This is a genomic window from Amycolatopsis rifamycinica, from assembly GCF_000695625.1.
GTDB lineage: Bacteria > Actinomycetota > Actinomycetes > Mycobacteriales > Pseudonocardiaceae > Amycolatopsis > Amycolatopsis rifamycinica.
In genome coordinates this window covers 132,487-152,036 of record NZ_JMQI01000047.1, presented here as the reverse complement: position 1 = coordinate 152,036, position 19,550 = coordinate 132,487, and the positions used below count along the sequence as shown (strand labels likewise).

Here is a 19,550-nt window from a genome sequence, read left to right as displayed (position 1 = left end):
CCGGCCGGAAACGTCAGCTGCAGCCGGACGTCGCGCCGCAGCCTTCGCAGGCGTAGCACGAGCCCGCCGGGCGCATCTTCGTTCCGCACGTCATGCAGAGCGGGGCGTCCGCCGCCTTGCCGAGGCGGAGTTCCATCAGCTCCGTCGTCGTCTGGGCTTCGCGGTGGGGGTGCTCCGGTTCGTCCGCGTGCGGCTTCGGGGAGGAGTCCACTGTGGACTGCAGGGCCTCCAGGTCCACGCCCGGGTTGCCGTACGACGCCTCGACTTCGGCCGAACGCTCGTCCGCCGAGAGGATGCCCAGCTGGGAGCGCTTCTCGTACGGCAGGTAGTCCAGGGCCAGGCGGCGGAACAGGTAGTCCATCACGCTCGTCGCGATGCGGATGTCCGGGTCGTCCGTCATGCCCGCCGGCTCGAAGCGCAGGTTGCTGAACTTGGAGACGTAGAACTCCAGCGGGATGCCGTGCTGCAGGCCGACCGAGATCGACATCGAGAACGCGTCCATCACGCCGGCCAGCGTCGAGCCCTGCTTGCCCAGCTTGACGAAGATCTCGCCGAGGCCGTCGTCCGGGTACGAGCCCGCCGTCAGGTAACCCTCCGCGCCGCCCACGGTGAACGACACCGTCTGGCTCGGGCGCTTCTTCGGCAGGCGCTTGCGCACCGGCCGGTGCTCGACGACCTTCTCCGGCTCGGCGGAGGCGGAGTCGGCGGCCTTCTCCTTCTTGGCCGTCGACAGCGGCTGGCCGACCTTGCAGTTGTCGCGGTAGATCGCGAGGGCCTTCAGGCCGAGCTTCCAGCCCTGGAAGTAGATCTCCTCGACCTCTTCGACCGTCGCCGACTCCGGCATGTTGACCGTCTTGGAGATCGCGCCGGAGAGGAACGGCTGCACCGCGGCCATCATCCGGACGTGCCCCATCGGCGCGATCGAGCGCTCGCCGACCGCGCAGTCGAACACCTCGTAGTGCTCGGGACGCAGCCCCGGCGCGTCGACGACGTGGCCGTGCTGCGCCACGTACTCGACGATCGCCTCGACCTGCTCGGTCAGGTAGCCCAGCGCCTCCAGCGCGCGCGGCACCGTCTGGTTGACGATCTGCATCGAGCCGCCGCCGACGAGCTTCTTGAACTTCACCAGCGAGAAGTCCGGCTCGATCCCGGTGGTGTCGCAGTCCATCATGAAGCCGATGGTGCCGGTGGGCGCGAGCACCGACGCCTGCGCGTTGCGCCAGCCGTGCTTCACGCCGATCTCGATGCCCTTCTGCCACTCCGCCGTCGCCAGCGCGCGGACCGCGGCGTCGTTCGAGTGGTAGGTGCGGACGAGCTCGTTCGCCGCCGCGTGCTTGCGCATCACGCGCTGGTGCGCTTCGGCGTTGCGCGCGTAGCCCTCGTACGCGCCCACGACCTGGGCCATCTCCGCCGAACGCCGGTAGGACACCCCCGTCATCAGCGACGTGATCGCCGCCGCGAGCGCGCGGCCGCCCTCGGAGTCGTAGGCGTGGCCCAGCGCCATCAGCAGCGCGCCGAGGTTGGCGTAGCCGATGCCGAGCTGGCGGAACTTCCGCGTGGTGTCGGCGATCGGTTCGGTCGGGAAGTCGGCGAAGCAGATCGAGATGTCCATCGCCGTGATGACGAACTCGACAGCGCGGGCGAACAGCGGCGCGTCGAACGTGCCCTCGGGCGTGACGAACTTCAGCAGGTTCAGCGACGCCAGGTTGCAGCTGGAGTTGTCGAGGTGCATGTACTCGCTGCACGGGTTCGACGCGGTGATCCGGCCCGACTCCGGGCAGGTGTGCCAGTCGTTGATCGTGCCGTCGTACTGGATGCCGGGGTCGGCGCACTCCCACGCGGCCTGCGCCATCGTGCGGAACAGCTTCTTCGCGTCGGTGCGGTCGATGACCTCGCCGGTGAGCCGGGCGCGCAGGCCGAAGTCGGTGCCGTTCTCGACCGCCTGCATGAACTCGTCGGACACGCGGACCGAGTTGTTCGCGTTCTGGTACTGCACCGAGGAGATGTCCGCGCCGGAGAGGTCCATGTCGAACCCGGCGTCACGGAGGACCTTGATCTTTTCCTCTTCGCGCGCCTTGGTCTGGATGAACTCCTCGATGTCGGGGTGGTCGACGTCGAGCACGACCATCTTCGCCGCGCGCCGGGTGGCGCCGCCGGACTTGATGGTGCCCGCGGACGCGTCGGCGCCGCGCATGAACGAGACCGGGCCCGACGCGGTGCCGCCGGAGGTGAGCAGCTCCTTCGAGGACCGGATGCGGGAGAGGTTCAGCCCGGCGCCGGAGCCGCCCTTGAAGATGAGGCCCTCTTCGCGGTACCAGTTGAGGATCGACTCCATCGTGTCGTCGACGGCGAGGATGAAACACGCCGAGACCTGCTGCTTCGACGGCGTGCCGACGTTGAACCAGACCGGGGAGTTGAAGCTGAAGACCTGGTGCAGCAGCATCCAGGTGAGTTCGTGCTCGAAGATCTCGAGGTCCCGCGGCGTGGCGAAGTAGCCGTGGTCGCGCGCGGCTTTGACGTAGGTCTTCACGACCCGGTCGATCAGCTGCTTGAGGCTGCGCTCGCGCTGCGGGCTGCCGACGGCGCCGCGGAAGTACTTGCTGGTGACGATGTTGGTGGCGTTGACCGACCAGAACTCGGGGAACTCGACGCCGCGCTGCTCGAAGTTGACCGAGCCGTCGCGCCAGTTCGTCATGACGACGTCCCGCTGCTCCCAGGTCACCTGGTCGTACGGGTGCTGCCCCTCCGTCGTGAAGACGCGCTGGATGCTCAGCCCGCCGGCGGCCTTGCTCTTCTTGCCGGTGGCCGCGCGGGCCCCCGTTCCCACGGTTTCCGTCATCGGTTGAACCCTCTCCCGCAGCGGGACGGCTCAGTCGCCGTCTTCGCGCTGATCGCTGTCCTTCTCGGCAGCAGAACCCGCCATGGCCTCACGGAGGTCGGCGATCTCCTTCTCGAAGTCCTCGACCGAGGAGAAGGAGCGGTAGACACTGGCGAACCGGAGGTAGGCGACCCCGTCGAGCTCACGCAGCGGGCCCAGGATGGCCAGGCCGACCTCGTGACTCGGGATTTCCGCCAGCCCGGCGGAGCGGATCGACTCCTCCACGCGCTGCGCGAGCTGCTGCAGCGCGTCGTCGTCGACCGGCCTGCCCTGGCAGGCGCGGCGGACGCCGCTCACCACCTTGTCCCGGCTGAACTGTTCGGTGACCCCGGACCGCTTGACGACGGCGAGCACCATCGTCTCCGACGTCGTGAACCGGCGGCCGCACGACGCGCACGAGCGCCGCCTGCGGATCGCCTGGCCTTCATCCACCTCTCGGGAGTCGACGACCCGAGAGTCCGCATGCCGGCAGAACGGGCACCTCATCCGCCGATCACCTTCCCCTCCTCGCCGGCTGCCCGCGGTCGACGTCCCCCGCGGCCACCACGCATCCGGCGCACCTGGTGATCGATTTGTGGACATCCGGTGGGTAAAAGCCGACCAGCTGTGGACAACTGCTGTCCAGTCTACCCCAACCTGTGGACCAACTACAGCGGTGTAACTACTACATATAGCGGCGAAGGGTAGAACTCGCGGGGTGCGCGCGCAAGCGCCACGCCGGGCGCGATCCTCGCCCGGGTGAGTGCGGTTGACGGCCCGCGCGGATCAGGGCGCGGGGACGGCGGCGGGGTCGGCGACCGGGACCGTGAGCGGCAGCCCGGGCACCAGGGCGGCCCGGTCCAGGCGATTCAGCTCCTTGATCCGGGCGACAACCGCGCCAGGCTCACTGTCCGGCGCGAATCGGGCGGCCAGCGAAGCGAGGGTGTCGCCCTGGCCGACGGACACCGTCGCGGTCCGCTCGGGCACCGGCGCACCGGACGCCCCGCCCCCGAGAAGACCCAATCCGGTGATCATCAGGCAGCTCCCGACGGCGAGCGCCGCCAGCCACGGCCAGCGCACCGCCACCCGCCGCGGCGCCGCGCAGGGGGCGCCGGCCGGGCGGCGGCCCGCCACGACCCGTGCGCGCGTCGGCGGGCGGTGCACCTCGCCGCGGCGCCCCCGCAGAAGGCGCACGGGACGGAGGGGCGCCGGGACCGGGGTCGCCGGGCGAACGTGTCCGCGTTCGGCCAGAATGGACATCCGAACCTCCTCGAAACCCTGTGTCCGCCCGTTTCCCGGACCGGGAGCGGCCCGTGGATCAAGGTCGAACAGGCGTTCTATCGAACGCCCGTGCGAAGGTCTACCACCTGCCACCGACAAAATCGAGCGGACACGGCGTGTCGATCGAACAGATGTTTGAAATCGTCGTGCCCGGGGGCTAACGTCGGTGACCAGGGCATCTGCCGGGCAGATGCCGCCCGGCGAGGCTGCCCGCACCCCGCGGGCGGCGGCCGGCGCGCAGATACGTGCAGCGAACGTCTGGGAGGCGACGCAGTGGCGAAGGAGAACAAGGCGGGCAGGACCAGTGGGTCCCCCGGCGGCTCGGGCAAGGTGCACGCCATGCCCGAGGTGTACGACGTGGACGAGACCCTCACCGTCCGCCAGCAGCAGGTGCTCGACGTGATCCGCTCGTGGGTGAGCCGGTTCGGCTACCCGCCGAGCGTCCGCGAAATCGGCGAGGCGGTCGGGCTGACCTCGACGTCGTCGGTCTCGCACCAGCTGCGCGCCCTGCAGCGCAAGGGCTACCTGCGCCGGGACGCGAACCGCCCGCGCGCGGTCGGCGTCCTCTCGGCGACCGACGACAACCCCATGGGCATCGAGATGGACCAGCAGCCGGTCATGCCGAAGGCGGCGTACGTGCCGCTGGTCGGCCGGATCGCCGCCGGTGGCCCGGTGCTGGCCGAGCAGGCCATCGAGGACGTCTTCCCGCTGCCGCGGGAGATCGTCGGCGAGGGCGAGCTGTTCCTGCTGAAGGTCACCGGTGACTCGATGGTCGACGCGGCCATCACCGACGGCGACTGGGTGGTCGTCCGCCAGCAGCCGGACGCGGACAACGGCGAGATCGTCGCGGCCATGATCGACGGCGAGGCCACGGTCAAGACGTTCAAGCGCAAGGGCGGCCACATCTGGCTGATGCCGCACAACGAGGCGTACGAGCCGATCCCCGGCGACGACGCCACGGTGCTCGGCAAGGTGGTGGCGGTGCTCCGCCGCCTCTGAGGGGTCTTTCCCGGGCTTTCGCACGGCCCGGGAGATTCACCGGATCGGATGGTCTTCGGCCGTGGGGAGCCGGAGGTCAGCGGCGGGTTCGGCGGCGCAGCCTGCTGAAGCCGAACCAGCCCAGGCCGACCACCGCGACCGTGATCCCGGCGGCAGGCAGGACGGGGAGCCCGGCCCCGTCCTCCGCCGAGCCGGACGACGCGCTCGTCCCGGTCGAGGTCGTCCCCTCCGCCGGTGCGCCGGACTGCGCGGCCAGTGCCGCCGCGCCCCGCACCGTGCGGAGGGGCTGGCCCACGCCTTCGCTGCCCGAAATCAACGTCCCGTCGGGGTCGAACGCGATCGCCTCGCCCTGCTGCTCCCCCGGCAACGGAATCCGTGCCGGGTTGCGCTGCAAGGCGGCCAGCACGTCGCCGTCCGGCGCCGCGTAGACGTACGCGTCCGTGTACGTCCGCAATGCGATCGCGCTGCCGTCCGCCATCGAAGCGCCGCCCGTCACCAGCACCGAGCCGATCGAGCCCACCGGGCCGCCCTGGGTGTCCGTCGTCGCGATCTTGACCGTGCCCACCTTCTCCATGGTGGTCGGGCCCGGGCTCGCCAGCGGTCCCGACGGCCGGTACACGCGAGCCTCGCCGAGGACGTCCTTGGTGATCAGGTACGGCGTGCCCGCCTTGTCCATGATCAGCGCTTCGGTGTCGTGCTGGCCGTCCGGGTACGTGAGCCGGTGCAGCGTCACCTTGCCCTGCGGGGTCATCTCCAGCAGGGCGACCGTCAGCCGGCCCTTCTTGTTGTCGCCGGTGTCGGACAGCCACAGCGTCCCGTCGGGCGTGCGGGCCAGGTCCTCGACGTCGAACGGGTCGGTCTTGTCCGTGAGGACCTTCTGCACCTTGCAGTCCCGGCCCAGCACGAACACCTGGACCTTGCTGCCGCCGTCGTTGATCGCGTACAGCTTGGACCCGTCGGAGACCAGGCCGGACAGCTCGCCGATGCGCGTGTCCTTCATCGTGCACAACGGTTGCGGCGTCTCGGCCGCCGAAGCGGGGACCGACCCGCTGAACACGGCCAAGAAGACCAACGCGACAACCCAGCGCACCCAGCCACCTCCGTAGTGTGCGACCTCGTCCGGTCGCACACTACGGAGACGTGTCAGGCCCTGGTCGAGTTGGTCTCGTACTCGTGCAAAGCCGCCGCGAGGTCCGGGCGGACCCGCACCAGCAGGCGCGTGCCCTCTTCGGCGTGCTCCTCTTCGAGGACCTCGCCCTCGGCGTGCGCCCGCGCGGCGAGCTCGCCGCGCGAGTAGGGCACGAAGACCTCGACCGTGACCTCCGGCCGCGGCAGGCGGTCGGCGATCACCTCGACGAGCTCCGGGATGCCCACCCCGGTCCGGGCCGAGACCTGGACCGACCCGGCCAGCGCGTGCCGCAGGCGGGCCAGGCTGACCTCGTCGGACGCGTCGGTCTTGTTGATCACCAGCAGCTCCGGCGGGAGCGGCTCCTTGCGCTTGCGGGTGATCTCGCCGAGCACCTCGCGCACCGCGCTGACCTGCTCTTCGGGTGCCGGGTCGGACCCGTCCACCACGTGCACGAGCAGGTCGGCGTCGGCGGCTTCCTCCAGCGTCGAGCGGAACGCGTCCACCAGCTGGTGCGGCAGGTGCCGCACGAACCCGACGGTGTCGGTCAGCGTGTAGCCGCGGCCGTCCGGCGTCTGCGCGCGCCGCGTGGTCGGGTCGAGGGTGGCGAACAGCGCGTCCTCCACCAGCACCCCGGCCCCGGTCAGCGCGTTGAGCAGGCTGGACTTGCCGGCGTTGGTGTAGCCGACGATCGCCACGCTGGGCACCTCGTTGGCCAGCCGCCGCCCGCGCTTGGTCTCGCGGATGGTGTCCATGGCCGCGATCTCCCGGCGCAGCTTCGCCACGCGCTTGTTGATCCGCCGCCGGTCGGTCTCCAGCTTGGTCTCACCGGGACCGCGCAGGCCCACGCCGCCGTTCCCGCCGCCGGCGCGGCCACCGGCCTGCCGGGACAGCGACGCACCCCACCCGCGCAGCCGCGGGATCAGGTACTGCAGCTGGGCCAGCTCGACCTGCGCCTTGCCCTCCTTCGACCGGGCGTGCTGGGCGAAGATGTCGAGGATCAGCGCGGTCCGGTCGATGACCTTGACCTTCACCTTCTCCTCGAGCTGCCGCAGCTGGCCCGGCGAGAGCTCGCCGTCGCAGATCACGGTGTCGGCGCCGGTGGAGCCGACGATGTCCCGCAGCTCCCGCACCTTGCCCGAGCCGATGTAGGTGGCCGGGTCCGGCTTGGTCCGCCGCTGGATGAGGCCTTCGAGGACCTCCGAGCCCGCTGTCTCGGCCAGGCGCGCCAGCTCGGCCAGCGACGCCTCGGACTGCAGGGCCGTGCCCTCGGTCCACACGCCGACCAGCACGACGCGCTCGAGCCGCAGCTGCCGGTATTCGACCTCGGTGACGTCGTCCAGCTCCGTGGACAGGCCCCTGACCCGGCGCAGTGACGCGCGGTCTTCGAGCTCCATCTCGCCGGTCGACGGGTCGTACAGGTCGTCGTCGTGGTCTTCGGTGTGTGTCAGTTCTGTCATCGTGCCTCCATGTTCCCACGATTCGCCGCGGGAACCGAACTTTTACGTGCTGGGATAGGTGGCGAGGTAGACCGCGGTGCGCTCGGCGCCGGGACGGCGGGGGCGCGCGCGGAACTCCTCGAGCAGGGCGTTGAGCCGGGTTTCCAGCTCCGCCCGCTCCTCGGGGGCCACTTGGACGACCAGGCGCGACTGGTGCACGCCCTCGAATCCGGTTTCGGCGATCTCGGCCAGGTACGCCTCGAGAACCGCCTGTTCCACGCCCTTGTCACCGCATGAGTCGAGTGTCCACGAAAGCCCGGTCGAAAGATACGGGATTTCCCGGGCGCCCCGGGTCCCGCGGCGCGGGGGTTGCGCGGCGAGGAAGCCGGTGTCGACGAGTTTGCGCACGTGGTGCAGCGTCGTCGCCGGGTCCCGGCCCAGCCTTTCGGCCAGCTCCTTGTTCGTCAGCGCTTCCGAGTAGGTCAACCGGATGATGCGCAGCCGTATTCCGGAGGCCAGCGCGGCGGCCTCGGCTTCGCTCGCGGGACGTCGTTTCTCGGGGAGCACGCCGGACAGCTTAGGCGACAAGTGATTGACACTTTCCAATCACTCCCGCCAGACTCGCGGGCATGCGCAGGGCGTCCCTCTTCTTCCACCCCGACTTCCGGCGGCTCTGGGCCGGCGACACGGCCAGCCAGCTGGGCACCGCCGTCGGGTACACCGCCATCCCGCTGCTCGCCGCGGTGACCCTGGCGGCGACGCCGCTCGAGATGGGCCTGCTGACCGCGGCCCAGACGCTCGCGTTCCTGCTGATCGGGCTGCCCGCGGGCGTCTGGGTGGACCGCCTGCGCCGCCGCCCGGTGATGCTCGCCGCCGACTTCGTCCGCTTCGCGCTCCTGCTGAGCGTGCCCCTCGCCTGGTGGGGCGGGGTGCTGACGTTCGCGCAGCTGCTGGTGGTCGTGCTGTTCGTCGGCGTCGCGACGGTGTTCTTCGACGTCGCCTACCAGTCGTACCTGCCCTCGCTCGTCGGCCGGGAGCACCTCCTGGAGGGCAACGCGAAGCTGCAGGCCGTCCAGTCGGTCGCGCAGGTCGCCGGGCCGAGCGGCGCGGGTGTGCTGGTCCAGCTGGCCGGCGCGGCGAGCACGGTGCTCGTCACCGCCTTCGGCTACCTGACCTCGGCCCTGTGCCTCCTGCGGATCCGCGCGGCCGAGCCGGAACCGGAACGCACCGGGCACGCCCGCCTGGTGCCGCAGATCGCCGAAGGGCTGCGGTTCGTCTTCTCCGACAAGCCGTTGCGCGCGAGCGTGGCGTGCACGGCGACGGCGAACCTCTTCGGCGGCGCGTTCGTGGCGGTCCAGGTCTTGTTCCTGACCCGCACCGTCGGGCTGTCCCCGGCGGTCGTCGGCGTGATGCTCGCCGTCGGCGGCGCGGGCGGCGTCCTCGGCGCGGTCTTCTCCGGGGCGCTCACCCGGCGGATCGGCCACGCCCGCACGATCTGGCTGGTCCCGCTCCTGTCCTGGCCCGCGCACCTGCTGATCCCGTGGACCGGCCCGGACTGGCGGCTCGCGCTCGCCGCGTTCGGCGAGGTGCTCTTCGGGTTCGGGGTGATCGTCTACAACGTCGCGCAGGTCTCCTACCGGCAGGCGATCTGCCCGGACCGGCTGATGGGCCGGATGAACGCGAGCGTCCGCTTCCTCGTCTGGGGCACGCTGCCGCTCGGCGGGCTGCTGGGCGGCGCGCTCGGCGAGGGGCTCGGGCTGCGCGGGGCGATCTGGGTCGCCGTGGCCGGAGAGACCGCGGCCGCGCTGTGGGTGGTGTGCTCGCCGCTGCGGCACATGCGGGACCTGCCGACCGAAGCGAAAAGCGATTCCGGCGCCCCCTAGAGTTGTTTCATGAATACTCCGTACGAGCACCCGCGAGTCCCGGACAAGGTCGGTGTCGACGGTCTGGAGGCCAAGTGGGTACCCGTATGGGAATCCACCGGTGCCTACCGCTTCGACCGCACGAAGACCCGGGACGAGATCTACTCGATCGACACTCCCCCGCCGACGGTCAGCGGGTCGCTGCACATCGGGCACGTCTTTTCCTTCACCCACACCGACGTCGTCGCGCGGTTCAAGCGGATGCGCGGGCTCGAGGTGTTCTACCCGATGGGCTGGGACGACAACGGCCTGCCGACCGAACGCCGGGTGCAGAACCACTTCGGCGTCCGCTGCGAGCCGTCGCTGCCCTACGACCCGGCCTTCCGCGCCCCGGAGAACCCGGGCAAGGACGTGGTCTCGATTTCGCGGCGCAACTTCGTCGAGCTGTGCGAGTTGCTGACCGAAACCGACGAAAAGGCCTTCGAGCAGCTGTGGCGACAGCTCGGCCTGTCGGTCGACTGGACGATGACCTACCAGACGATCGGGCGCGAGTCGCGGCTGATCTCGCAGCGCGCGTTCCTGCGCAACCTCGAGCGCGGCGAGGCCTACCAGGCGGAGGCGCCGACGCTCTGGGACGTGTCGTTCCGCACGGCCGTCGCGCAGGCCGAGCTGGAAGACCGCGAACGCCCGGGCGCGTTCCACGACCTGGCGTTCACCGGGCCGGACGGCGCCGACGTCGTGATCGCGACGACCCGGCCGGAGCTGCTGCCCGCGTGCGTCGCGCTGGTGGCGCACCCCGATGACGAACGGTTCAAGCCGCTGTTCGGGAAAACCGTGCGGACGCCGGTGTTCGGTGTCGAGGTGCCCGTGGTGGCACACCACCTCGCGGATCCGGAGAAGGGCCGCGGCATCGCGATGGTGTGCACGTTCGGCGACACCACCGACGTCACGTGGTGGCGGGAGCTGCGCCTGGCGACGCGGGTGGTGCTGGGCCGCGACGGCCGGTTCCTGCCCGAGGCGCCGTCCGGCGTGCCCGCGGGCGCCTACGCGCCGCTGGCCGGCAAGACCGTCCACACCGGACGCGAGATCATGGTGCGGCTGCTGCGCGAAGCCGGGGCCCTGCAGGGGGAACCGCGGCCGATCACGCACTCGGTGAAGTTCTACGAAAAGGGCGACAAGCCGCTGGAGATTGTCGCCAGCCGGCAGTGGTACCTGCGCAACGGCGGCAACGACCCGGCCTTCCGGGAGAAGATGCTCGCCCGCGGCGAAGAGCTGAACTGGGTGCCGAAGCACATGCGCGTCCGGTACTCGTCGTGGGTGGAGAACCTGGCCGGGGACTGGCTGATCAGCCGTCAGCGGTTCTTCGGCGTGCCGATCCCGCTGTGGTACCGGCTCGACGACCGGGGCGAGCCCGACTACGGCGCGCGCCTGCTGCCGGACACCTTGCCGGTGGACCCGAGCAGCGACGTCCCGCCGGGGTTCACCGAGGAGCAGCGGGGCGTCCCGGGCGGGTTCGCCGCCGATCCCGACGTGATGGACACCTGGGCGACGTCGTCGCTGACGCCGCAGATCGTCGGCCGGTGGAGCCTCGACGACGACCTCTTCTCGCGCGTCTTCCCGATGGACCTGCGGCCGCAGGCGCACGAGATCATCCGCACCTGGCTGTTCTCGACGGCGGTGCGCGCGGAGCTGGAGCACGGCGTGCTGCCGTGGCGGGAGGCGTCGATCGCGGGCTGGGTGCTCGACCCGGACCGCAAGAAGATGTCGAAGTCCAAGGGCAACGCGACGACACCGGTGGACCTGCTGGAGCGCTTCGGCTCGGACGCGGTCCGCTACTGGGCGGCGAGCGCGCGGCCCGGCGTCGACACGGCGGTGGACGAGGGCCAGATGAAGGTCGGCCGCCGCTTGGCGACGAAGCTGCTCAACGCGAGCCGGTTCGTGCTGGGCCTGGGCCTGCCGCCGGCTTCCGCGGTGGTCACCGAGCCGCTGGACCGGGCCCTGCTGGCGGCGCTTTCCGCCGTCGTTTCGTCGGCCACCGCGGCGTTGGAGGCCCTGGACTACGCCCGGGCGCTGCAGGTGACGGAGACGTTCTTCTGGACGTTCTGCGACGACTACGTCGAGCTGGTGAAGGGCCGCGCGTACGGCGACAGCGGCGCTTCGGGCGCGGAGTCCGCGCAGGTGGCGCTGGTGACGGCGTTGTCGGCGGTGCTGCGGCTGTTCGCGCCGTTCCTGCCGTTCGCGGCCGAGGAGGTCTGGTCGTGGTGGCAGGAGGGCTCGGTGCACCGCGCCGCGTGGCCGGCGCAGGCCGCCGTCGACGGTGATCCGGAGCTGCTGGCGCTGGCGAGCCAGGTGATCGCGGCGGTGCGCCGGGCGAAGACGGACGCGAAGGTGTCGATGCGGTCCGCCGTCGAGACGCTCACCGTGACCGGCCCGGCGGACGTGCTGGCGCGGTTCGCGCGGATCGAGCCCGACATCCGCATCGCGGGCGCGGTCGCCGCGGTGGAGACGCGCGAAGGCGAGTTCGCGGTGGCGGCGAAGATCGGGTGACGCCGGTGGGCCGCCGTCAGGACCCGGCGGCGGCCCACCAGGCTTCGTCGATCTCGCCCCGGGCCACGATCTCCGCCGGGCCCGACAGCGTCGACGCGCCACGGGACACCGTGACCTCGACCCGGCCCCCCGGGATGTCCACAGTGGAGCTTCCGGTGTCGGTGCCGGCCAGGTGGAAGGCGGCCGCCACCGCGGCGACCGTGCCGGTGCCGCACGCGCGCGTCTCCCCCACCCCGCGTTCGTGCACGCGCATCCGCAGCGCGCCCTCGCCGAGGCGGTTGACGAACTCGAAGTTCACGCCGTTCGGGAACACGTCGTGGTCGAAGTCGGGCTGCTCGCGCAGGTCGAGCCCGGCCACGTCGTCGTCGAGCACCGACACCAGGTGCGGGTTGCCGACGTCGACCGCCACGCCGGAGAACGGGCGGCCCGCCACCACGGTGACCGACGTCCCGGTGATCGTCGCCGGTCCCATGTGGACGGTCACCGAGCGGTCCGGGTGCACGACCACCGGGCGGTCGCCGGCGCGGGTGCCGACGACGAACTCGCCCCCGGCGGCCAAGCCGGAATCGACGAGGTAGCGGGCGAACACGCGCACGCCGTTGCCGCACATCTCGGCGATCGACCCGTCAGCGTTGCGGTAGTCCATGAACCACTCCCCCGCGGACGGCTCGCCGAGCGCGGCGGCGCGCACGACGCGCAGCACGCCGTCGGCCCCGAGGCCGCGGCGGCGGTCGCACAACGCGGCGACCCTGGCCTCGGTCAGCTCGAGGCGGCCCGCCTGATCGGGGAGCAGCACGAAGTCGTTCTGCGTGCCGTGCCCCTTGAGGAACTCGATTCCGCCCATGGGGGCAAGATTACCGGCCCAGGGTATCCAGGACGCGCGCGGCCAGCCCGGGATCGGCGCCGTCGAACCAGTGGATCCGCTGGTCGCGCCGGAACCAGGAGCGTTGCTTGCGGACGAAGCGCCGGGTGGCCTGCGCCGTCGCCGCGGCGGCCGCCTCGAAGTCGCCGTCGCCGTCCAGTTCGGCGAGCACCTGCTGGTAGCCGAGCGCCCGGGCCGCCGTCTTCCCCTCGCGCAGGCCGCGCTTCTCCAGTTCGCGCACCTCGTCGACCAGCCCGCCCTCGAACATCCGCCGCACGCGCTCGTTGACGCGCTCGTCGAGCTCCGCCGGCTCGCGGTCGACGCCGATCAGGACCGTGCCGTAGCGCGCGGGCCCCGGTTCGGGCAGGTTCGCCGAGAACGGTTCGCCGGTGATTTCGATGACCTCGAGCGCGCGCACGATCCGCCGGGTGTTGGTCGGCAGGATCTTCGCCGCGGCCACCGGGTCACGCTCACCCAGCCGGGTGTACAACGCGGGGGTGCCGAGCCGCTCGGCTTCGGCGTCGAGCCGGGCCCGGACGGCCGGGTCGGTGCCGGGGAACCGCAGGTCGTCGAGCACGGCCTGGACGTACAGGCCGGACCCGCCGGCCAGCACCGGGACCCGGCCGGCGGCCAGGAGCCGTTCGATCTCGGCGCGCGCGTCGCGCTGGTAGACCGCGACGGACGCCGTCTCGGTCACGTCCAGGACGTCGAGCAGGTGGTGCGGGACGCCGCGGCGCTCGGCCTCGGTGGCCTTGGCGGTGCCGATGTCCATGCCCCGGTAGAGCTGCATCGCGTCGGCGTTGACGACCTCGCCGCCGAGCTCGCGGGCCAGGTCCACGGCGAGCGCGGTCTTGCCGGTGGCCGTCGGCCCGACCACCGCGACTCCGACGACGGGGCTGTTCACGGCGGCTGACGATACCTGCGGACCGATCGAGAGCGTCCACCGGAAGTAGGATCACGAGCTTCAGGTGGCCCATCCAGTACCACGGTGCGCGCTGAGCTGCTTGAATGCCGCGTGGGGCCGTAGCATCCGAGCACGGCCCGTGACGACCGCATTACCCGGCCCCGCTTCGCGGCGGGGCGCCCGCACCAGCGGGCGTACAGGCGATAAGGAGCCTGCGATGGCCCAGGAGAACACTTCCACCGGTACCCCGGCCCCGCACCCGGTGCCGCACGCGCTGCACGCCGGGCACGCCGCCCCGCCCGTGCCGCCCGCCGAACCCACCCCGTCGACCTGGGGCCGGATCGACGACGAGGGCACCGTCTACGTCCTCACCGCCGAGGGCGAGCGCGCCGTCGGCGTCTGGCAGGCCGGCAGCCCCGACGAGGGGCTGGTGCACTACGCGCGTCGCTTCGACGACGTGCGCACCGAGGTCGAGCTGCTGGAGACCCGGCTGATCTCCGGGGCGGGCGACCCGAAGCACGCGCTGTCGAGCGCCACCCAGATCCGGGACGGGCTGGCCGAGGCCGCCGTGGTCGGCGACGTGGCGGCGCTCGCCGCGCGCCTGGAGTACGTCATCGCGCACGCCGAGAAGGCGCTGGCCGCCGCGAAGGCGGAGCGCGAGGAGGCGAGGGCCGCGGCGGTCGCCCGCAAGCAGGCACTGGCCGAGGAGGCGGAGAAGATCGCGGCCGAGTCCACCCAGTGGAAGGCGGCGGGCGACCGGCTCCGCACGATCCTCGACGAGTGGAAGACGGTCAAGGGCGTCGACCGCAAGACCGACGACGAGCTGTGGAAGCGGTTCTCCAAGGCGCGCGAGGCGTTCAACCGCCGCCGCGGCTCCCACTTCGCCGAGCTGGACAAGCAGCGCGCGTCGGCCAAGCAGCGCAAGGAAGAGCTGATCGCGGAGGCCGAGGCCATCAGCGAGTCCGAGGACTGGGGCGAGACGACGGGCCGCTACAAGGACCTGATGACGGAGTGGAAGGCGGCGGGCCGGGCGCCGAAGGACAGCGACGAGGCCCTGTGGCAGCGGTTCCGCGCGGCCCAGGACAAGTTCTTCGCCCGCCGCTCGGCGGTGTTCTCGGAGCGCGACGCGGAGTTCGGCGCGAACGCGGCCCGCAAGGAGGAGCTGCTCGTCGAGGCCGAGAAGATCGACGCGGCGGCGAACCTGGAGGCGGCGAAGAGCGCGCTGCGGCGCATCCAGGAGCAGTGGGACGAGATCGGCAAGGTGCCGCGCGAGCGCATCCGCGAGCTGGACGGCCGCCTGAAGGCGGTCCAGGACGCGGTCAAGGCAGCCGAGGACTCCCGGTGGCGACGGACGGACCCGGAGGCCCAGGCCCGAGCGGCCCAGTTCCGCGAGCGGGTGGAGCAGTTCGAATCCCAGGCGGCGAAGGCCCGCGCGGCGGGGGACGAGCGGCGGGCGAAGAAGGCCGACGAGCAGGCGGCACAGTGGCGCGAGTGGCTGCAGGCCGCGGAGGCGGCGATCGCTGATCGGTGAGGTTTGGGGTCGGTTGGGTCGGTTGCGGGTCGTGGGCCGGGCGGGTCGTGAGCTGGGCGGGTCGTGGATTAGCGGCCTGCAGGTTAGGGGGCCCGGGCGGTTTGCGGGCCGCTCGGCTCGGGGCCAAGGCGGCTCGCGGGCGGCGCGGCTCCCAAGCCGGCGCAGCTCGCACGGTTCGCGGACCAGCACGGCCCGCAGACCAGCGTGGCTCGCGTGGCCCGCGGTCGCGCAGGGTTCGCGGGCCCACGCTGCTGCGACCTGCTGGGGCCTGAGCCGCTGAGATAGCCCCGAACCGCGAAAAATTGCTCCCACGACGGCCCTCCTCGTCGGCTTTCAGCTGGTGGGGAGGGCCTTCGCGGTTTTCCACAGCACCGCCGTGATGGGGACAAGCCTGCCGCTTTGCTGGATTTTCGCCCGGATCTGTCGGTCGGCGCCGATACGCTGGAAGCGGGGGCAGCCCCCAGGGAGGGCGGGCTGTGTCGGCCGCGCGGCAAGGGGAAGGTTCGCCGGCCACCCGAAGGGGTTCGGTCGGCGCCACGACCGGGGGTTACCGCGCGCTTCCGTCCCCTGCCGGTGCTCCACTTTGATCATGACCAGGACACCCCGCAGCGCCGCCAGGATCCTCTCCGCTCTGGTGCTCAGCCTCGCCCTCGCCGGGCTCGTTCCCGCGCTCGTCTCCCCCGCCGGGGCCGCCTCGCTCTCCTCCTCCGCCGAAGCCGGCAAGGGGAAGGTCAAGCTCGACGGGAAGCTCGGCAAAGACCACGTCAAGGTCAACGAGAAGGTCGACCTCAAGGGCAACCTGAAGGTGCTCGACGCGGCCCGTTCCGAGGCGACCGTCGAGACCGTCATCGTGCAGCAGCTGCAAGCCGGGGCGTGGGTGAACATCGCCGACACCACCTGCCGGCCGAACGGCGGGTTCTCCTTCAACCTCAGCTTCAGCGTGAGCGCCACGATCTCGCTGCGGCTCTTCCACCCCGAGAGCACGCTCTACGCCGCCGCCTACTCGGCGAGCACCTTCACCCTGCGCGTCGGCTGACCTCGGTCCCCGCCGGTTCTCACGATCGTGAGAACGCCGTTCGCATCCACTGGACCGCCAGGCAGATCATCGCGATCCAGGCGATCACCATGCCGAACCCCGGGCCGCCGCCCGCGGAGCCCGGGGCGTGGGACGACTGCTGGGACCAGATCGCCAGCAGCCCGTCCACCGAGGCGAACCAGCCGCCCGCCGCGCAGACCCAGGCCAGCCACCAGCGCCGGGTCACCAACGCCAGTGCCGAAGCCAGGATGCCGACAGCCGTCGACGTCGCCGCGAACAGCTGGGGGATGCCGCCGCCCTCGCCGGCCAGGACCTGCCAGCCCGCCTTGTCGCCGACCCACGGGAGGATCTGGCAGATCAGCAGCACGAACGTGAACACCGCGATCGTGAATCCGCGGCGGCCCAGCTCCACCGTGCGGGACGCCCGCGCGCCCGCCTCGTCGATCTCGGCCGCCAGCTCGGCCAGCTCGCCGTTGCCACGGGACTCCGTCACAGCGCACACCCACTCACCGGTTCGGGCTGGACGGCCGGGGCACCGAAGCCCGGCAGGCCCAGCGTGACGCCGCTCGTCTTCGGCCGCAGCCCGGCCTCCGCGTTGTCGCCGGCGCGCGTGCGCCGGTGGGACAGCAGGTCGCCGTCGGCCACCAGGTGGTGCGGGGCGGCGTAGGTGACGGTCGTCTCGACGACGTCGCCGGGGCGGACCGCGCGGTCGACGTGGGCGCCGGTCGGCGTGAAGTGCACCAGGCGCCCGTCGCGGGCGCGGCCGCTCATCCGGTGCGTCTCGGCGTCCTTGCGGCCCTCGCCCGCGGCGACGAGCAGCTCGACGCGGCGGCCGACGATCTTCTTGTTCTCGTCCCAGGAGATCGCGTTCTGCAGCTCGACCAGGCGGTCGTAGCGCTCCTGCACGACCTCCTTCGGCAGCTGGCCCGCCATCGTCGCGGCCGGCGTGCCGGGGCGCTTCGAGTACTGGAAGGTGAACGCGCTGGAGAAGCGGGCCTGCGCGACGACGTCCAGGGTCGCCTGGAAGTCCTCCTCGGTCTCGCCGGGGAAGCCGACGATGATGTCGGTGGTGATCGCGGCGTCCGGCATGGCCGCGCGGACCTCGTCGAGGATGTTCAGGAAGCGCGCCGAACGGTAGGACCGCTTCATTTCGCGCAGGACCCGGTCGGACCCGGACTGCAGCGGCATGTGCAGCTGGTGGCAGACGTTCGGGGTCGCGGCCATGGCGTCGATGACGTCGGAGGTGAACGCCGCCGGGTGCGGCGAGGTGAATCGGACGCGCTCGAGGCCGTCGATGGTGCCGCACGCGCGCAGGAGCTTGCCGAACGCCAGCCGGTCGCTGAACTCGACGCCGTAGGAGTTGACGTTCTGGCCGAGCAGGGTGACCTCGAGCACGCCCTCGGCGACGAGCGCCTCGACCTCGGCGAGGATTTCGCCGGGCCGCCGGTCGCGTTCCTTGCCGCGCAGGGCGGGGACGATGCAGAAGGTGCAGGTGTTGTTGCAGCCGACCGAAACGGACACCCAGCTCGCGTAGGACGATTCGCGGCGCGCGGGCAGCGTCGAGGGGAAGGTCTCGAGCGATTCGAGGATCTCGACCTCGGCCTGGGCGTTGTGCCGGGCGCGCTCGAGCAGCGTGGGCAGCGACCCGATGTTGTGGGTGCCGAACACCACGTCGACCCACGGCGCCCGCTTGACGATCTCGCCACGGTCCTTCTGGGCGAGACACCCGCCGACGGCGATCTGCAGGTCCGGGTTCGCGACCTTGTCGGGGCGCAGGTGCCCGAGGGTGCCGTACAGCTTGTTGTCCGCGTTCTCCCGGACGGCGCAGGTGTTGAACACGATCAGGTCCGGCTTGGCCCCGGCGGTGGCCGGGACGTAGCCGGCGTCCTCGAGCTGCCCGGCGAGGCGCTCGGAGTCGTGCACGTTCATCTGGCAGCCGAAGGTGCGGATCTGGTACGCCCTGGGTGCCTTGTTCTCGGTCATCGGCTTCCAGGGTAGACCCGCCCTCACCTGCGCCTGGGGTGTCCCCTCCCGGCGGCCTCCGTGGAGCAGCCCTCACGCCGCGGGCGATGTCCTGCCGCACGGCGTCCACGGGCTTCGCCGCCCGGAAGCCGGCGCCGGAGTCGCCGCCGGACGGCGGCCGGCCACCGGGGATCTCGCCACGATGCCGGACCGATTTCGGCGAACCCTTCCGCACCGGAACGGACCCGCGCGAGGATGGCGCCATGACAACCGACGCGATCACCTTGCTGTGGAATCGCCAGAGCATCTGGTCGCAGGCCTCGGACCGGCTCAAAGTGCGGATCTCACGCGCCCGCGTCCTCGTGCTCTCGCTCACGGTGACCGGCGCCGTCGCCGGTGCGGCTTCGGCGGCTGTCGCCCAGTCCGCCGGGCGGTTCTGCGCCGCGGTGGCGGCCTTGGCGCTCGCCCTTGCCGCGGTCGCCGCTCGAGGAGCCGCTCCCGGCAACGTCCGGGACTGGACCCGGGCTCGTTCCGTCTCCGAAGCCCTGAAGTCGGAAGTTTTCGGCTACCTCGCCGGCGTCGGAAGATTCGGCGGCGCCGACCGGGACGAAGTGGTCCTCCGCGCGCTCGCCGAGCTGTCGGCGAGCGCGGGCGACCTCGTGCGCCACACCACGGGCCTCGCTCCGCGGACTCGACCGTTGCCGGCCGTCGACGACGTCGACTCGTATGCGGCAGTGCGGGTGCGCGGCCAGCTCGACCACTATTACCGGCCGAAAGCACGGCTCATGGCGGTTCGGGTGCGCACCGCCCGGCAGTGCGAAATCGGGCTCTCCGCCGCCGCGGCTGGGCTGGCCGCCGTCGTCGCGGTCTTCCCCGGGATCGCCGTGTCCGCTTGGATCGGGGTGCTGACCACGATCACCACCGCGATCACGGCGCACGTCGGTGCGGCGCGGTACGCCTATCAGCAGGTCGAGTTCACCCGCACGGCGGATGAACTGGAGCGCCTCCTGGTGAATCGGACGACCGGGCTCACCACCGACGACGACTTCGTGGCCGACGCGGAGCGGGTGATCTCGATCCAGAACGAGGGCTGGATGGCCAAACTCGGGAGCGACGAACGGCCGGCGAAGCAATAACCGGAACG

General features: G+C 71.5%; 16 protein-coding genes. 6 read left to right on the top strand and 10 right to left on the bottom strand.

Features of this window, described 5'->3' with window-relative positions; translation table 11 throughout:
* Positions 1-13 precede the first annotated feature (13 nt).
* From DV20_RS22325 to DV20_RS22315, 3 genes are all read right to left on the bottom strand, one after another.
* Positions 14-2,839: a vitamin B12-dependent ribonucleotide reductase gene (locus tag DV20_RS22325; RefSeq protein ID WP_043783337.1), complete on the bottom strand. Its 2,826-nt coding sequence runs from the start codon at positions 2,837-2,839 to the stop codon at positions 14-16.
* A gap of 30 nt (positions 2,840-2,869) precedes the next feature.
* Positions 2,870-3,364 carry a transcriptional regulator NrdR gene (nrdR, locus tag DV20_RS22320; protein WP_043783335.1) on the bottom strand — a complete coding sequence of 165 codons (495 nt, stop codon included), beginning with the start codon at positions 3,362-3,364 and terminating at the stop codon, positions 2,870-2,872.
* A 279-nt stretch (positions 3,365-3,643) separates the two neighbouring features.
* Entirely contained in the window at positions 3,644-4,051 is a 408-nt protein-coding gene (locus DV20_RS22315; RefSeq protein WP_235190918.1) for a LysM peptidoglycan-binding domain-containing protein, read from the bottom strand.
* A gap of 426 nt (positions 4,052-4,477) precedes the next feature.
* Here DV20_RS22315 and lexA point away from each other — a divergent pair, with 426 nt between their 5' ends.
* Complete coding sequence (lexA, locus tag DV20_RS22310; protein ID WP_051736098.1) at positions 4,478-5,137, top strand: transcriptional repressor LexA; 660 nt, start codon at positions 4,478-4,480, stop codon at positions 5,135-5,137.
* A 76-nt stretch (positions 5,138-5,213) separates the two neighbouring features.
* On the opposite strand, the gene DV20_RS22305 is transcribed toward lexA, so the two are convergent.
* The 3 genes from DV20_RS22305 to DV20_RS22295 are packed head-to-tail and all read right to left on the bottom strand — an operon-like array spanning position 5,214 to position 8,269.
* The gene (locus DV20_RS22305; RefSeq protein WP_043783329.1) at positions 5,214-6,227 is read right to left on the bottom strand and encodes an esterase-like activity of phytase family protein; all 1,014 of its coding nucleotides are present in this window, start codon (positions 6,225-6,227) and stop codon (positions 5,214-5,216) included.
* A 53-nt stretch (positions 6,228-6,280) separates the two neighbouring features.
* The gene (hflX, locus tag DV20_RS22300; protein ID WP_043783326.1) at positions 6,281-7,723 is read right to left on the bottom strand and encodes a GTPase HflX; all 1,443 of its coding nucleotides are present in this window, start codon (positions 7,721-7,723) and stop codon (positions 6,281-6,283) included.
* Positions 7,724-7,765: 42 nt separating this feature from the next.
* On the bottom strand, positions 7,766-8,269 hold the full coding sequence (locus DV20_RS22295) for an ArsR/SmtB family transcription factor (protein WP_043783324.1): 504 nt from the start codon (positions 8,267-8,269) through the stop codon (positions 7,766-7,768).
* A gap of 62 nt (positions 8,270-8,331) precedes the next feature.
* Here DV20_RS22295 and DV20_RS22290 point away from each other — a divergent pair, with 62 nt between their 5' ends.
* Together DV20_RS22290 and valS are read left to right on the top strand one after the other, a co-directional pair.
* Positions 8,332-9,585, top strand: coding sequence for an MFS transporter (locus tag DV20_RS22290; RefSeq protein ID WP_043783323.1), 1,254 nt, complete (start codon positions 8,332-8,334; stop codon positions 9,583-9,585).
* A gap of 9 nt (positions 9,586-9,594) precedes the next feature.
* A complete protein-coding gene (gene valS, locus DV20_RS22285) occupies positions 9,595-12,111 on the top strand; it encodes a valine--tRNA ligase (protein WP_043783321.1) in 2,517 nt (838 codons plus the stop codon).
* Between the two features lie 16 nt (positions 12,112-12,127).
* Here valS and dapF read toward each other — a convergent pair whose 3' ends face one another.
* Together dapF and miaA are read right to left on the bottom strand one after the other, a co-directional pair.
* Positions 12,128-12,955 (bottom strand): diaminopimelate epimerase, encoded by an 828-nt coding sequence (gene dapF, locus DV20_RS22280; RefSeq protein ID WP_084093601.1) that lies wholly within the window; start codon positions 12,953-12,955, stop codon positions 12,128-12,130.
* Between the two features lie 10 nt (positions 12,956-12,965).
* The gene (gene miaA / locus DV20_RS22275) at positions 12,966-13,877 is read right to left on the bottom strand and encodes a tRNA (adenosine(37)-N6)-dimethylallyltransferase MiaA (RefSeq protein ID WP_043783318.1); all 912 of its coding nucleotides are present in this window, start codon (positions 13,875-13,877) and stop codon (positions 12,966-12,968) included.
* A gap of 217 nt (positions 13,878-14,094) precedes the next feature.
* Between miaA and DV20_RS22270 the strand changes: the two genes are divergently transcribed.
* Together DV20_RS22270 and DV20_RS22265 are read left to right on the top strand one after the other, a co-directional pair.
* Complete coding sequence (locus tag DV20_RS22270) at positions 14,095-15,408, top strand: DUF349 domain-containing protein (protein WP_043783316.1); 1,314 nt, start codon at positions 14,095-14,097, stop codon at positions 15,406-15,408.
* A gap of 589 nt (positions 15,409-15,997) precedes the next feature.
* Positions 15,998-16,444 (top strand): hypothetical protein, encoded by a 447-nt coding sequence (locus DV20_RS22265; protein ID WP_043783313.1) that lies wholly within the window; start codon positions 15,998-16,000, stop codon positions 16,442-16,444.
* Between the two features lie 19 nt (positions 16,445-16,463).
* Here DV20_RS22265 and DV20_RS22260 read toward each other — a convergent pair whose 3' ends face one another.
* The gene (locus DV20_RS22260; RefSeq protein ID WP_043783312.1) at positions 16,464-16,937 is read right to left on the bottom strand and encodes an Rv2732c family membrane protein; all 474 of its coding nucleotides are present in this window, start codon (positions 16,935-16,937) and stop codon (positions 16,464-16,466) included.
* Positions 16,934-18,427 (bottom strand): tRNA (N6-isopentenyl adenosine(37)-C2)-methylthiotransferase MiaB, encoded by a 1,494-nt coding sequence (gene miaB / locus DV20_RS22255; protein ID WP_043783310.1) that lies wholly within the window; start codon positions 18,425-18,427, stop codon positions 16,934-16,936. The genes DV20_RS22260 and miaB overlap by 4 nt, the downstream gene beginning before the upstream one ends.
* 242 nt (positions 18,428-18,669) lie before the next feature.
* On the opposite strand from miaB, the gene DV20_RS22250 reads away from it, so the two are divergent.
* Positions 18,670-19,542, top strand: coding sequence for a DUF4231 domain-containing protein (locus tag DV20_RS22250; protein WP_043783680.1), 873 nt, complete (start codon positions 18,670-18,672; stop codon positions 19,540-19,542).
* Positions 19,543-19,550 lie beyond the last annotated feature (8 nt).